11 protein-coding genes are annotated in these 16326 nt (G+C 39.4%); 2 read left to right on the top strand and 9 right to left on the bottom strand.

Features of this window, described 5'->3' with window-relative positions; translation table 11 throughout:
• Positions 1-26: 26 nt before the first annotated feature.
• Positions 27-1964: a sialate O-acetylesterase gene (locus GKD17_RS16340; RefSeq protein ID WP_007831817.1), complete on the top strand. Its 1938-nt coding sequence runs from the start codon at positions 27-29 to the stop codon at positions 1962-1964.
• 31 nt (positions 1965-1995) lie between these two features.
• Here GKD17_RS16340 and GKD17_RS16335 read toward each other — a convergent pair whose 3' ends face one another.
• The 9 genes from GKD17_RS16335 to hemW all read right to left on the bottom strand — a co-directional run bounded on the left by GKD17_RS16335 (position 1996) and on the right by hemW (position 12923).
• Positions 1996-3027 carry a DUF4249 domain-containing protein gene (locus GKD17_RS16335; protein WP_007831819.1) on the bottom strand — a complete coding sequence of 344 codons (1032 nt, stop codon included), beginning with the start codon at positions 3025-3027 and terminating at the stop codon, positions 1996-1998.
• A gap of 6 nt (positions 3028-3033) precedes the next feature.
• A complete protein-coding gene (locus tag GKD17_RS16330) occupies positions 3034-5709 on the bottom strand; it encodes a TonB-dependent receptor (RefSeq protein ID WP_007846163.1) in 2676 nt (891 codons plus the stop codon).
• Between the two features lie 7 nt (positions 5710-5716).
• Complete coding sequence (locus tag GKD17_RS16325; protein ID WP_007831823.1) at positions 5717-6607, bottom strand: FecR family protein; 891 nt, start codon at positions 6605-6607, stop codon at positions 5717-5719.
• Positions 6608-6633: 26 nt separating this feature from the next.
• Positions 6634-7041 (bottom strand): hypothetical protein, encoded by a 408-nt coding sequence (locus tag GKD17_RS16320; protein WP_005844653.1) that lies wholly within the window; start codon positions 7039-7041, stop codon positions 6634-6636.
• 55 nt (positions 7042-7096) lie between these two features.
• Positions 7097-7663 (bottom strand): RNA polymerase sigma-70 factor, encoded by a 567-nt coding sequence (locus GKD17_RS16315; RefSeq protein WP_005844655.1) that lies wholly within the window; start codon positions 7661-7663, stop codon positions 7097-7099.
• A gap of 112 nt (positions 7664-7775) precedes the next feature.
• On the bottom strand, positions 7776-8762 hold the full coding sequence (locus GKD17_RS16310) for a DUF4249 domain-containing protein (RefSeq protein ID WP_007831827.1): 987 nt from the start codon (positions 8760-8762) through the stop codon (positions 7776-7778).
• Between the two features lie 6 nt (positions 8763-8768).
• Positions 8769-11420 carry a TonB-dependent receptor gene (locus GKD17_RS16305; protein WP_032935473.1) on the bottom strand — a complete coding sequence of 884 codons (2652 nt, stop codon included), beginning with the start codon at positions 11418-11420 and terminating at the stop codon, positions 8769-8771.
• A 43-nt stretch (positions 11421-11463) separates the two neighbouring features.
• Entirely contained in the window at positions 11464-11655 is a 192-nt protein-coding gene (locus tag GKD17_RS16300) for a hypothetical protein (protein ID WP_007839873.1), read from the bottom strand.
• A gap of 137 nt (positions 11656-11792) precedes the next feature.
• A complete protein-coding gene (gene hemW / locus GKD17_RS16295; protein ID WP_007831837.1) occupies positions 11793-12923 on the bottom strand; it encodes a radical SAM family heme chaperone HemW in 1131 nt (376 codons plus the stop codon).
• A 184-nt stretch (positions 12924-13107) separates the two neighbouring features.
• Between hemW and GKD17_RS16290 the strand changes: the two genes are divergently transcribed.
• Positions 13108-15267, top strand: coding sequence for an elongation factor G (locus GKD17_RS16290; RefSeq protein WP_007831839.1), 2160 nt, complete (start codon positions 13108-13110; stop codon positions 15265-15267).
• Positions 15268-16326: the final 1059 nt, after the last annotated feature.

Below are 16326 nucleotides of genomic sequence, written 5' to 3'. Positions count from 1 at the left end.
ATACGGTACTTAGCTTTAGAAGAAACATGAAATATAAGTTAGCTTTAGTGATGTCAGCTTTTTGTGCGTTTTCCGTATGGACCGAAGCAAAGGTGAAATTGCCTGCCATCCTATCGGACGGTATGGTGTTGCAACGTGAGCGGTCCGTTAAAATATGGGGAAATGCCGATAAAGGAGAGAGTGTGACCGTTGTTTTTAAAAAGAAGAAATTCAGTACGGTAGCCGGGGAAGATGGAAAGTGGCTGGTGGAACTGCCTCCCATGAAGGCAGGTGGCCCTTTTGAAATGATCGTGAATGATATTCGGTTGAAAAATATTCTAGTGGGTGATGTCTGGCTTTGTTCCGGACAGTCCAACATGGAATTGACCGTCGGACGGGTGACTGATAAATTTGCCGAGGAAATAGCAAGGGATGAGAATCCGATGATACGGTATGTGAAGATTCCTTTAGGCAATGATTTGCATGGACCTAAAGACGATTTGCCGGGAACGGACTGGATGTCGCTGACTGAAGAAACCGCTCCTTCCTTTTCTGCTTTGGCTTATTTTTTTGCCAAGGAGATGTATAGGGAAACCCAAGTACCTGTGGGCATTGTTAACTCTAGTTGGGGGGGAAGCTCCGTTGAGGCTTGGATGAGTGAGGAGGCCTTGCAGAAGTTTCCGCGTCAGTTGCACGAGCGTGATTTGTTTAATTCGGACGAGTATCGTGAGTTGTGCAACCGTTCGGGACAGATGATGAACCGTTTTTGGGATGCTGCTTTGTACAAAGGAGACCAAGGACTTCATGACGGGATATGCTGGAATCGTCCGGAACTGGATGATACGGACTGGCAGACGGTAGATACGTTTTCCAAAGAATGGGGCAGGAAGAATGGATATCCGGTGAGTGGCTCTCATTGGTTCCGTCAGAAAGTGAATGTATCAGCGGAACAAGCCGGAAAAGATGCTGTCCTGCGTTTGGGATGCATGGTGGATGCCGATTCGGTATTTGTAAACGGTACCTTCGTAGGTAACACTTTCTATCAGTATCCGCCACGTATTTATCGGGTGCCGGCTTCTTTATTGAAACCCGGTGAGAATCTGGTGACTGTCCGGCTGATTAATTACGGAGGCGCCGCCAGCTTTGTGCCCGATAAGCCCTATTGTCTGGTATGGGGGACAGATACAGTCCATTTGTCTAGCCGATGGAAATATCAATTAGGTTGTGAGATGCCTGCACGCACTAACAGTGTCTCTTTTCAGAATATTCCTACCGGTATGTATAACTCCATGATTTCTCCTCTGCGTAATCTGGTCTTTACCGGTGCGTTGTGGTATCAGGGAGAAACGAATACGGGCCGTCCTAATGAATATGAGGAATTGCTGACTGCCATGATTGCCGATTGGCGTGAGAAACTGGCCGATAAAGAACTGCCTTTCTTCATTGTACAGTTGGCCAATTTCATGCAGACACATCCACACCCGGTAGAAAGTAATTGGGCGGCTTTGCGTGAAGCGCAACGGCGAGTGGCGTTGAAAGTCCCGAATGCAGCTTTGGCGGTGGCGATTGATTTGGGCGAGTGGAACGACATTCATCCATTAAACAAAAAAGAACTGGCAAGACGTATCTCCCTGTTGGTGAAAAGAAGGGTGTATGGTGATAAAAAGAGTGTGCACAGTGGGCCTATGTGTACGGGTATGACTGTCAATCATGAAGGAAAGGCTGTTCTTTCTTTCGAAGCCGGGACTGATAAATTATGGGCGGTAGATGAATTGAAGGGATTTGCGATAGCCGGTGCCGATGGGCATTTTCAGTGGGCGGAAGCAGTTGTCGTTAATGGGAATCAGGTGGCGGTATGGCATAAAGATATCCCTCATCCTGTAACGGTACGTTATGGTTGGGATGATAATCCGGTTCATGCGAATTTGAAAAATAGAACCGGACTACCGGCTTCTCCTTTTCAGATTTCATTGGAAGATAAATAATTTAACAGAGATCCGAAAGTGGCAAAGCTTTCTAATAATCTTCGATGGATTTTAAAGGAATGCTTGTTTCTGTCGGATTTTCTATGGCAAAAATACCTATTCCTCCTTTGATGTTATTGGGAAAGATGACAGGTGTTTCCAACAGGTTGCTACTGTCATGGTCGGCATATGCATTGGCGGCTCGTAAATATTGATATTCAGCCGGGGATATGGCATAATATTGTATGATAGCTTTTCCAGTTATCTTTTTAATTTTATATAGTTTATTGTCTAATAGGAAACTATACCAACTGTCTAAAGTCATGGTATATTGGTTGTTGGTAAAGTAAGCATCATTGAATACATTATAATAGTTGTTTATAGTGGGGATGAAATTAATGATAGGATCAGAGTTGTTGGGAGTGCCAGGTTTTCCGTCCATTAATGCAGTGTCATAATATCCGCTACATTCCCATTGGGTGGAGATAGCAGTGGAGTCTTGTAAAGTTTTGCGGTTAGTAAGGTGGTAAGTATATGTTTGTTTTATGTTGACCCGGTAATATTGGGAATGGTTTGTGGTGGGAGTTTGTAATTTTATTTTCCACTTTGTTGCTTGATATATCCAAAGGCTTTCCGAAGTCTCTGATAGAGAATGATTAGATTCAATGGTGTCCGCTTTGATAATTTCAATGGGCTCATATACTGTTGCTTCTGCATTCGCTTTATATTTTCCGTCTTTGGTTTCTACTTCGATACGTACTTGATCACCGGTTTTAAAACGGCTGCTTATCTGGTAAAAATAATTTTGATAGTCTAACGGTGAATCATTGTTAGGACGATAGGTACATTCCGAAATTGTTTCCGATAATACATTATTGATATAAAGGTGAATAATTCCATTTTTTACTACTTGGGGTTCGTGATAGCCGGATAAAGCTAAAAAGATAGCATTGTTCGTTTTGTTTGCGTTTATCAGAGCGTTGACGATGAGCTTTTGAGATTCATCATTAGGCAATATTTCTATATCATTGGTACAGGCGGCCAATAAATGAACAAATGAAAGGAGTAAAAGTGCTTTTTTCATTATTGCTTAAAATTTATAAGTATATGAGAATGAAGGTAAGAAGGGAAGGAGAGTGACTTTTTGTATCACAGGAATCTTTTTTCCTTCCGATTGCTCATCCGTGTAATAATCTATAAATACATGATTGGGATTCAAAGAGTTATAGGCATTCATAATACTGACGTTCCAAATCCGTTCTCCATGTTTTGTCTTTTTGTGAAAGTTGAATCCTAGATTCAACTGATGACTGGCGGGCAGACGGTAGTTATTTCGAGAAGAGCTATATTCAATGGGAAAAACAACCCCGTTGCCTGTATTTCCCATATGTCCCCATCCATAGCTTCCTTCGGGGAGAATGATGGTTGCTTTCTCTTTGGGCAGGGTGGCAGTATTTCCTGAAGCGTAAATCCAAGAAGCGCTCATGTATACTTTTTTGTTGAGGCGCCTGTTTATCGTGATGTTCACGGAGTGGCGTCTGTCGTATTTATAGGGAAAACGTTTCCCTCCATTTACATTTCCTTTACTGAATATACGGTCGGCTTTAGCCAAAGTATAATTTATCCATCCGGTAGTACGTCCGGTTTTCTTTTCCAGCATGAATTCTATGCCGAAATTGCGTCCTTTGCCCATTTCTACTTTCTCTTCCCAATGAATGGAATTACCGACTAGAGTATTACCATCTTTGTATTCCAATACGTTTTTCGTTATTTTGCTATAGCCTTCTACAGAAAACTCCCATCCTTGAATACCTGTATAGTAACCCCCGATAGAAAATTGGCATGCTCGCATCGGGCGGATCTTCTGTGTGACCGGTACCCATAGATCAGTGGGGAGAGAGAGATTGGATGAAGAAAGTAAATGTACATATTGTGTCATGTGGGTATAGGCCGCCTTGAAAGTAAGGTTGGGACTGGTTTTGAAACTAACGGTAATGCGAGGTTCCAAGGAGGCATAAGTGTGCTTTTGTACTTGGAAGAGTGAGAAATGTGCGCCTATATTTGTTTTCCATTGTTCGTTCCATTTGAAATCATCTTCTACATAAAGGGAAATTTCGTGTGAGTGTGTCGCTTCATTTCCTCCGATGGTGTATGTTTTATCAGGTTGTTCTTGTTCATTCGGAGAGTGCACAAATGTATGTTGGGTTTCGGGGCGGAACGTATGGTAGAGATAGTTTCCTCCGAATTTGATGAAATGGGAGGGGGATGGATGAAAGTCGAAGTCAGATGTTAATCCCCAATCTTCTATACCGGAATAATATTGGCTGTCAAGGTGTTTGTTGGCGGACGTGAAATTGTTTTTTATATTGAATCGGAAACGGTTATAGGATAGGGTGATGTTATGGAACAGACGATTACTGACTATGTGGTTCCAACGTAATGCCCCTAATGTACTTCCCCAAGCCATGACTTGTCTCTCTCTTGTGTCTGTCTCCTTTTCTTCTTCAAAGTAATAAGAAGAAGTATTTGTAAAGCTGGCATGATCTTTGCCATGATAAAAGGAGAAAAACAGGCGGTCACGGTCACTGAATCGATGATTTAGTTTTGTGTTGATATCATATAAGTAGTAACCTCCTTTCGTATCTTTATCCATGAAAGGCTTGATAATTAAATCGGCATAACTGCGTCTGGCAGAAATAATAAATGATGTCCGGTCTTTCCATAGAGGACCCTCAAAGTGCATTCGGGAAGTCAGCAGCCCGATGGTCAGACTGCCGTGATAATTCCTCATATCTCCATCGTTAGTGCGTACATCAATGACGGAGGACAGTCTTCCTCCGTAACGGGCAGGAAAACTGCTTTTATACAAATCGACTTTCTTGACCGATTCTGGGGTAAAGATGGAGAGAATACCTAGTGTATGGTCCACATTATATAAGGGTACACCGTCTAGCAGATAAAGATTCTGATCGGGACTTCCTCCACGTACATACAGGCCACTGGTACCGGTTATACCTCCTTGTATACCGGGCAGAAGCTGGATTGATTTTAATACATCTGCCTCACTCAGTAAAGCAGGGGTATTTTTAATATGTGTCAAAGGTATATTGTTTGCTCCCATACGGCTACTTTGAAAGCCTGTTTCCATTTTATCAGAAAGGACAACGATTTCTTCCAATGTATTATCGTTTTTAAGTTGGACAGTCAGCAGCGTATCTTTACATAAATACAATGCTATTTGTTTTGAACCGTAACCTATATAGGAAAAATTCAGTTCAGTGTTTCCTTCGGGCAGTGTGATACTGAAGAATCCGAATGGATTTGTGATTGTTCCTTGTTTATTTTGCTGGTCATAGATATTGGCACCTATCAGTGTTTCTTTCGATATTTCGTCCAATACATAACCGTTTAGTGTAAAATGTTGTTTTATAGGAAGTGACGTTGTTTTTTTCAATATGATATGGTGTTTGGTAATCTCGAAACTGATGTCTTGTTTAATGAAAGCTGTTTGTAGAATAGTTGTTAATGGGGTTTCTTTCAGATCGAGAGTTATGGGATGTTTGAGTACAACTTCTTCGCCATAAATAAAAGAATACTCTGACAGTTGTTCTATTTTAGCTGTAAACTCCTTTAAACTAGCCTGTTTCAGATAAATATTAAAAGGCATATCCGGAGTTTGTGCTGATATGAATGAATGGGAAAAGACTAGTAACAGCATTAAGTAAAAAAAAGTGATACTGTGTTTCTTATAAAGTGAAGAAATCATTTGTTTTTTAGTTTTCTTGCTTTAGTTCAATAAGATTGGATTGGGGCATGTGATAAGTAAAACCTACGATGGGAGCCAACATTTCTAGAATTTCTTCCAACGTTTCGTTTTGCTTGAAACGTGCATTTAATTTATAATTACGTAACTGTTCGCTTTTTATCTGTATGGTGACATTAAAATGATGGGATAGTTGACGAGCGATTTCTCCCATAGATATGTCATTAAAAGAAAGAACACCTTCACGCCAACTTATTTCGTTCTGTGCATTTGCATTAATGTGCATAGACAATATTCCAGTCGATTTACGATAAATGGCTGTTTCATTGGGCTTTAATATCATTTGTTTACCGTTGGCATTGTTACTGACGGATACACTACCTTCCAGCAGGGTTGTTTCTACTAAAGAATCGGAGGCATAGGCATTGACATTAAAATGCGTGCCTAATACCCTGATGGTAACTCCGTTTGCTTTGACACGAAATGGTTTTTTAGGATTTTTACTGACTTCAAAATAAGCTTCTCCATTCAGCTTTACGATTCGTTCCTTGTTGAAAGTTTCCGGATAGCTCAATTGGGAATGTCGGTTTAGGGTTACTTTAGAGCCATCCGGTAATTGGATGCATTGAGTTTGTATATTGGTGGAAACAATCAGTGTACGTACCGGACGTTGGTAAAAATAAAACATCCAACCGAAACCTATAAGCAGGACGAAACCGGCAGCCACAGCAACTGTATACCGAATGGAAAGTATTTTGTGCTTGCGGTATGCCGGTTGAAGACGTTGTTGCAATATATTATAACTTTTCTCCGCCGAGAATTTTCCCTGCGGTGAATGAGTGGAAGAAGATAATAATTCCAACCATTCGTCCAGTTCTTTGTCTGATTTCGGTGAATTCATGTTATTTTATTTGCTGGACAAAGATACTACTTCTTTTGCAGACGGATAGAAATTTCAGAAATTTTTGCGTCTTTTCCGTCAGGAGTACAGATCAACCGTATGATACGTTGTACGCTTTTTATTTGTTTAGGATAAAGAATGATATCTATTTTTACTGATTTCTTTCCTTTCAAGATGACCGGATGGGCATTTTGAATGTGGAAGCTATTGTTACTTGTAGAACTGCTAATGGTCAGTTTACGGTCTGTGTCTTGTTTTTCGGCAGCTATTATTTTTAAAGTAAGGGTTTCTTCCTCGTTCTTTGTATCATAGGTGTGTGATATGAATTGTTTTTCAAAGCCTATATACTCTTTGGGATAGTTGTCGTTGTTACTACATGCACTTATAAGCAGGGCATAAAAAAATGGTAATACTAAACGTGTATTTGTTCTCATGTCTTTTTAGTTTATTAGTTTCTATTGATAAAGACAGGAGAATCTGGAAAACTCCCTATCGTCTATTTCTAAAATAATTGTTAATTTTTTCTTTGAGTCGGGTTACAGCTTTTTGTAACTGGGCATCTACTGTTTTAGGGCTTATATTAAGTTCTTCGGCAACGGAAGCATAACTTTGTTTTTCTTCGCGGACTTTAATAAAGATTGTTCGGCAACGTTCAGGTAATTCATTCAGTGAGTTCTCATAAATGTTAAATAACTCTTCATTCATCATTTGTTCTTCAGGAGAAAGGTTGGAAGAAGATATTTCCGGCATATTTTCCAGAGGCGAGGCTTCCCTCCTTTGTTCTTTTTCCAAATAGTTCAGAGCGGCATTTCTTATTAATATATAGCTGTACTTATTAAAATCATCGGGAATAAGCTGACTTTTTCGATGATTCCAAAGCGTGGTAAAAACATCTAAAATTACTTCTTGAGCCCATTCATCCCGTTGAAGGTAATAAAAGGCGATACGAAAGAAACGGTCATAATACATATCGTATAAAGACCGGAAAGCCTGTTGGGAATCATGCTTCTGTATTTCTTTGAGTAGTTCAGTTGCCTCCATTGCCGTGTTGGGCATGTTTGTTAATGTTATAATCGGATGCAAAGCTACTAAAATGTAAATAGATGTGCTATTCATTTTAGAACTTTTAGTTTTGATTTATTGTATGAGAGGAACTGAAGCCTTCTTCTTAGTATCTGTCTTGGCAATTTTCTTCTTTCAATTTATATTCTACTTGGTTGGCAATACTGAATATACCTATTCCTCCTTTTATATTATTGGGAATAAGGGGAACTGCATAAATAAAATTTTCGGCATCAAAATCTAATGCAGAGGACATGGCATACAAATATCTATGTTCACTTTCTGAAATACTGTAAAACCGGATACTGATATATCGCTCTGCTTTCTGAGAATCTATATGTATATAGTTGATGTCTTCTTTTAAATCTATCGTCATGTTATATTCCCTGTTTTTAAAATAACAGCTTTTAAAAAGGCCAAAATAATTGTTCCATTTCTGAATAAGCTCGAATCCTTCATCTATAGCATGTCCGGGTTTGCCGTCTGTCAAGGCGGTGTCATAAATATAATTATAGTTATAAGTCGTGTCAATACTGAGAGTGTCCCTGCCGTCATGCCATTTATGAGAATAAAAAATCTGTTTTATTTCAAGACGATAGTATGTATTCTCTGCCTCTATATCGGGTTGTTTTAATTGAATGTTAAGCCGAAGATAATTGTCATATACAGGCTTGCCTCCTACCCAGCTGTTATAATCTCTTAAACTTATATAGGTTGTATCTACATTTATAATCTGTAAGGGTGCACTGATGCGTGTTTCCGCTTTTGCTTTATATTTACCATTTTCTGAAGAAGCCTCTATTTTCACTTTATCTCCTGTTCGGAATATGCTTTTTACTGGGTAGTAATCATCTTCCGCAGTGATTGTTTCTGACAGTTTTCCGTTGATATACAGGTGTATGATACCATCGGTGACAGGAGTGGTAGCTGTCCATCCTGTGTAATGCAGATAAATCCGGTTATCGTTATTTTCAGTTTGCATCATGGCATTTACGATCAGTTTTTTAGGTTCATCATCGGGTAAATAACCAATGGTATTGGTACATGCGCTTAAAATAACAAATACACAAAGAAATAAAAAGTATTTTTTCATTGGATTTTAAAATTTATAAGTGTATGAAAATGAAGGAATACATGGCAAGATTGTCATTTTTTTCAATATAGGCTTTCCTGTTTGTGCTTCCCTGCTGATATAGACAAAGTTGGGGTTCATGGCATTGTAGGCATTTAGGATACTGATATTCCATATCCGTTCTCCGTGCCGGGTCTGTTTATGGAAGTTGAATCCTATATTCAATTGGTGGCTTGCAGGCAATCTGTAGTTATTTCGTGAACTAGAATGATCCATATCTCCTTTGTTCAAATTATCCATAATCCAGGAAGGTGGTACATTGGTAGGTGGTAGTTCTGTATGTGTCTTCTCTGTAGGAAGTGTTGCCATGCAACCTGATGCATAAGTCCATGACATATTGAAGTCGATCCGTCGTGTCAATTGATAATTTAGAGTGAGATTCAAGGTATGTCGGCGGTCATATTGGTAAGGGAAACGTTTACCATTATTGATCCCGTCCGTACTGAATTGCCGGTCGGATTTGGATAGGGTGTAATTAATCCATCCAGTAAGGAGCCCTGCAGTTTTTTGTGCCATAAACTCCACTCCGAATGAACGTCCTTTGCCCATTTCTACTTTGTCTTCCCAGTTATGGGAAGAACCTAGAAAACTTTCTCCGTCTTTATATTCTAATACATTATACATATCTTTATAGTATCCTTCTATGGAAAATTCCCAATTCTTGATACCGGTATAGTATACTCCTACAGCATATTGAAAAGATTTCATGGGGCGGATGTGGCGTGTGACGGGCACCCAAAGGTCGGAAGGCATGGCCAGTGATGCAGTAGATAATAATTGGGTACACTGGCTCATCTGTGAAAAAGAACTTTTTAAGATGATATTTGAGGTCGCTTGGAAACTTATGGAAAGACGGGGTTGCAAAGAAAGATAAGTCTGTTTTTGTACATTAAAAAATGAAAAGTGCAATCCGGCATTTATTTTCCAATGTTCGTTCAGAATAAGATCATCTTCGGCATACAAGGAAAAGTCATGAGCATGGATATGAGAATTGTTCAAACTATAATTGTCGTTAGTTTGTGGATATCCATTGTCGGAATTGTGTTGATTTACGGTCTGCACTTCCGGAGCGAACTGATGATATATGTATTTCGCTCCAAATTTGATGTTGTGTGCCGGTAACGGATGATAATCAAAATCCGTACTAATGCTAAGATCACTGATGCCGGAGTGAAACAGATTGTTGGAACCATTGATGATTGTGGAACCATCAGGTTGTTGTATGCTGGAAGTTTCCTCTTGTCTGATATCAAAAACATAACGATTGTATGCCAGCGTAGTATTACTGAATAGTTGGGGTGTGAAAACATGATTCCAGCGTGTGTTCAGTAATATGTTTCCCCAATTGTGAGTTTGCTTGAACTTATCTTCATCTTTGTATTTATAGTAGACGTGGTCTTTTCCTTTATAGAAAGAGATGAAAAGGCGATCTTGTTCACTAAAGCGATGATTTAGCTTGGCGTTGATGTCATACAAACTATAACCGCCCCGTTCGTCCTTTGGCATAACTAGTGGGAGGAAACAGTCAATATAACTGCGTCGTGCTGAGATAATGAAGGAAGTATGATCTTTCCATATAGGTCCTTCAAATTGCAGATGTGAAGTGAGAAGACCGATAGTCAAGCTTCCATGATAGAGCTGCATGTTTCCGTCATTGGTACGGACATCGACAATAGATGAAAGACGTCCGCCGAATCGTGCCGGAAAGCTACTTTTGTATAAATCGACTTTTTTCACGGCTTCCGGAGTGAAGACCGATAACAGGCCCAGTGTATGATCTACATTATATAAAGGTACACCGTCTAATAAATAAAGATTTTGGTCCGGACCTCCTCCGCGTACATATAACCCACTGGTTCCGTTCATTCCGTTTTGTACACCGGGCAGTAGTTGGATGGATTTTAGTACGTCTGCCTCACTCATCAATGCCGGTGTGTTTTTTATGTGGGGAATAGGAATACTGCTTGCTCCCATACGACTGCTTTGAATACCCGTTTCGGGTTTGTCGGACAAGATAATGACCTCATTCAGTTGGTTGTCATTGTGGAGTTGGATGGTCAGCATAGTATCTTTCCATAGGTGCAAAGACACTTGTTTTACTGCATAGCCTATATATGAAAAGTTTAGTTTAGTGCCTCCCTCAGGCAATGTGATGCTAAAGTATCCGAAAGGATTGGTAGTAGTACCCACTCCGTTTTTCTGATCATAAATATTGGCACCTATCAATGTTTCTTTCGATATACTGTCCAATACATACCCGTTCAGGGTAAAAGATTTCTTGCTGGATTGTAGAGCGTATTTTTTTAATATAATGTGATTTTTGTTTATTTTGAAACTGATATTCTGTCCAGCAAAAGCTTTCTGTAAAATCAGGCTTAATGGAGCTTTTCTTAGACTGAGGGTTATAGGATGTTTAAGGATGATTTCCTCTCCATAAATAAAAGAGTAGCCGGAGGCTTTTTCTATTTCAAATATGAATTCTTTCAGATTCGCTTTTTTTAAGTGAATGCTGAAAGAAAGATCTGCTTTTTGGGCCTGTATGAATGTAGTGGAAATCATTAGTAACAGTATCAAGAAAATTCCCCTGATACTGTATTGATTGCAAGTTGAAGAAATCATTTAGTTTTTAGTTTTCTTTTATTATTCAATAATTTATATGCCTTTATTCAGAGTCTGTTATCCTCTTTGTAATATTTGGAGAAAGAGTTTCCAAAATTTGATTTGTGTTATGGTTGCATTCGGAACTCTTTTGTTCCGTTTTCCTGTGTTCTTCAGAATCGTTTTCGCTATTGTAAGCATAAGCTTCCATTAATGCGTAGAAGAATGGAAGAACTATGCGCGTACTTGTTTTCATATCTTTTTAGTTTATTGGTTTATATAAGTAAAGACAGGGAAACTTGAAAATCTCCCTATCGTATTTTATAAAATTATTCATTTATTTTTGGGGGATGCTTTTAAAATAGCATATGTGAATATTCGCTGAAGTATTAGTTACTCCACCCAAAGCATGTCGCTCATGATCCCGTCTGATATAAAAACGCCTTTACGGGTCAGTTTCAGCGTATCGTTTTTTATTTCCAGTGTTCCTTGTTGTAAATGTGGAGTGGCCATACGTAGGCAGTATTTGTACAGTTCTTCTCCGTATTGTTTCCCGAGTTTGGGCAGTGGCATTCCCCATTGTGTACGTATGTGGGTAATGACAAAATCATTGTAACGGGTATATAGGTCAAGTTCTTCTACTTCGAATGTGGGATTTCCGCTTGAGATCCCCTCTATATATTTATCTAGTGAAGCTACATTCCATTGGCGTGAAATGCCATTATAGGAATGTGCGGAAGGACCGCAACCTAAATATTGCTTTTCTGTCCAGTAACTGGAATTGTGCCGGGAATGAAGACCTGGCAAACAGAAATTGGATATTTCATAATGCTCGTATCCGGCAGTAGTGAGCTCGTCGATTAGTGTACCGAACAGGGAAACGCTTAAGTCCTCGTCTGCTTCTTCTACTTTATGTTGTTCGCGGAGTTTCCACAGGGGAGTTCCTTCCTCATAAATAAGATGATAAGCGGAAATATGTTCCGGGTGTAAGGAAAGGGCTTGTTTTAAATCTTTTTTCCATGAGGTGAGCGTTTCGCCGGGCAGCCCATACATCAGGTCAATACTGATATTTTGGAAACCTGCCGTGCGGCAGCCTTGGAAGGCACGAATGGCTTGGTCGGCGGTATGTCGTCGTTGGAGTTGTTTTAAAGTCGTTTCCTGGAAAGTTTGAATTCCCATACTTATCCGGTTGAAAGGAAAGGTGCGTAGCATAGAGATATACTCCGATGTTAAGTCATCGGGATTAGCTTCTAAAGTAATTTCGGCATTGGGGGTTACTTTATACACCTTATAAATATGGGAGAAAATAGCTTCGAAATCCTCTTTAGCCAATTGTGAGGGAGTACCGCCACCTAGATAAATCGTTTCTATGGGTTCTCCTTTCAGATAGTCTTTCCGGTTAGTTAGTTCGTGGCACAATGCACGGATGTATGCTGTTTTCTGTTCTTTACGAGTAGTAGAGAAAAAATCACAGTAAATGCAACGCTTTTTGCAGAAGGGTATATGTAGGTAGATGCCTGCCATGATAACTTATTTTGTGGCAAAGTTACAAAAAAATAATGCTAATATAGAATATCTGTCGTAAAACATAGTTTAGTAACACTATCCTTTAAGTTGTTTTTTTTCTCTTTATTTTCTAATTTGCGCTCCACATTTTTAGGAGATATGAAACACATATCCGTTTGTTAATAATTAAACCTTAGATATCATGAAAGTATATCAGACTAACGAAATTAAAAACATTGCACTTCTTGGCAATGATGGCTCAGGTAAAACCACCCTCACAGAGTCTTTGCTCTTTGAGAGTGGTATTATAAAACGTCGTGGCAGAATTACTGCCAAAAACACGGTTAGTGATTATTTTCCGGTAGAGCAAGAATATGGTTATTCAGTGTTCTCTACCGTTTATCATGTAGAGTGGAATGGAAAAAAACTAAATATAATTGACTGTCCGGGCAGTGATGACTTCGTAGGGGCTGCCATAACCGCGCTTAATGTAACCGATACTGCTATTTTGCTACTGAATGGACAATACGGTCCCGAAGTAGGCACTCAGAACCACTTCCGTTATACAGAAAAACTAGGCAAACCAGTTATCTTTTTGGTTAATCAGCTTGATAACGAGAAATGTGACTATGACAATGTACTCGAACAGTTGCGTAGTATTTATGGCTCTAAGGTAGTTCCCGTGCAATATCCTCTTGAAACGGGACCTAATTTTCATGAACTCATTGACGTGCTGTTGATGAAGAAATATTCATGGGGACCAGAAGGAGGTGCTCCTACAATTGAAGAAATTCCTGATTCTGAGAGAGAAAAGGCATTGGAGATGCATAAAGCTTTGGTAGAGGCTGCTGCTGAAAATGATGAGACATTGATGGAAAAATTCTTTGAATCGGAATCATTGACTGAAGATGAAATGCGTGAAGGCATCCGTAAGGGATTGGCTGCACGTGGTATGTTCCCTGTTTTCTGTGTATGTGCAGGTAAAGATATGGGTGTCCGTCGTCTGATGGAATTTTTAGGTAATGTTGTTCCATTCGTATCAGATATGCCTGTAGTTCATAATACTCGTGGTGTGCCTGTGCCTCCCGATGCTAATGGACCTACTTCTCTTTATTTCTTCAAGACTGCCGTTGAACCCCATATCGGTGGTGTGCAGTATTTTAAAGTGATGAGTGGAAAGGTACACGAAGGTGATGATTTAACTAATGCTGATCGTGGCTCTAAAGAGCGTATGGCACAGCTTTTTGTTTGTGCCGGAGCTAATCGTATTCCGGTGCCGGAGCTGGTAGCCGGAGATATTGGTTGTACTGTGAAATTGAAAGATGTAAAGACTGGAAATACCTTGAACGGCAAAGACTGTGAAAACCGGTTTAATTTCATTAAATATCCTAATGCTAAATACTCGCGCGCCATCAAGCCTGTAAATGAGGCTGATGTAGAGAAGATGATGGTTATATTGAACCGTATGCGTGAGGAAGATCCTACTTGGGAGGTAGAGCAATCCAAAGAATTGAAACAGACTATTGTGCATGGACAAGGTGAGTTCCATCTCCGTACCTTGAAGTGGCGTTTGGAGAATAACGAAAAATTGCAGATTAAGTTTGAGGAGCCTAAGATTCCTTATCGTGAAACAATCACTAAAGCAGCTCGTGCCGATTATCGTCACAAGAAACAATCAGGTGGTGCAGGGCAATTTGGTGAGGTTCATCTCATTGTTGAACCTTATTATGAAGGAATGCCTGTACCCGAAACGTATAAGTTTAACGGTCAGGAATTCAAGATAAATGTGAAGGGGACTGAGGAAATACCTTTGGAATGGGGTGGTAAATTAGTCTTTATTAACAGTATTGTGGGGGGATCTATTGATGCTCGTTTTATGCCTGCTATCTTGAAAGGGATTATGAGCCGGATGGAGCAGGGTCCGTTGACTGGTTCATATGCGCGTGATGTACGAGTGATTGTTTATGATGGTAAGATGCATCCGGTAGACTCAAATGAAATCTCCTTTATGCTTGCAGGACGTAATGCATTCAGTGAGGCATTTAAGAATGCTGGGCCTAAGATTCTAGAGCCAATTTATGATGTGGAAGTTTTCGTTCCTAGCGACAAAATGGGTGATGTAATGAGTGATTTGCAAGGTCGTCGTGGTATGATTATGGGTATGAGCAGTGAAAGTGGATATGAAAAACTGGTTGCGAAAGTACCTCTGAAAGAAATGTCTTCTTATTCCACTTCTTTGAGTTCCTTGACAGGTGGGCGCGCTTCGTTTATTATGAAGTTTGCCAGCTATGAATTGGTTCCGACGGATGTACAAGAAAAATTAATGAAGGAATTTGAAGCTAAAGAAAATAAAGATGATTGATAAAGTGTAAGATTTCATACTTAGAGGAGACGTATTTCGTTAAAAATACGTCTCTTTTTATTTAAGATAACTTAAACTTTTAGGTTTGTTATTTGGTTTTGAACTTAATTTTTTATTATTTTTGCAAACCAACTGGCGTAAATTTTGTTATAATAGTCAGAATCTTAGCTTAAATGACTTTTTCGGTTAATTATAGAGAATAGCCGTTTAAATTTGGTTAATCTATTATGTAATGAGATTTAGCGCTTTTAATTTTGCTGACATGAAAAAGTCTACTATTTGGGTATTAGGTATTGTAATGGGACTATCATTTCTTAGTTTATTGTATTTGCAGGTAAGCTATATTGAAGAAATGGTGAAAATGCGCAAAGGACAATTTGATGAGTCTGTTCAGCGCAGTTTAGTCCAAGCGTGTCGAAATATTGAGTTGGTGGAAACTAAAAAGTACCTTGAGGATGATGCGATTGCTACAGAAAAAGCAGCACAGTTATCCAGGGAGCAGTCCGAAGAAAAAAAGGGGGAGGGAAGTGGTAATGTGGTAGCGCATACACATGAGTACTCCATAACTTCCGATGGATTGAACGGTTACTCTACTTTTGAATTGAAGATGAGGTTCAGTGCGAATCGTCCTTCTAATATTCCTAAAGCGATTATTTCGACTGGTAAGAATATTCCTCAGACTTCAAGAGCCTTGCAGGAAATAATTAAAGACAGATATGTGTACCAACGTGCATTGTTGGACGAAGTGGTCTATAACATTTTGTATACAGCTAGTGACAAACCCTTGAACAAAAGAATCAACTTTAAACAGTTGGACTTGTTTTTAAAGACAGAATTGCTGAATAATGGCATTGATATTCCTTACCATTTTACGGTGACAGACCGTGACGGGACGGAAGTTTACCATTGCCCTGATTATACCAAAGAGGGTAGTGAGAATACATATCCGCAGGTTTTATTTAAAAATGATCCTCCGGCTCGTATGGCAACAGTAAATATTCACTTCCCTACATTGAACAGTTACATATTCAGTTCTGTTAAATTTATGATCCCGTCACT

This window comes from Phocaeicola dorei (assembly GCF_013009555.1).
GTDB classification, from domain to species: domain Bacteria; phylum Bacteroidota; class Bacteroidia; order Bacteroidales; family Bacteroidaceae; genus Phocaeicola; species Phocaeicola dorei.
Note: the sequence above shows the minus strand (reverse complement) of the source record. Positions and strands in the feature narration are given on the sequence as shown.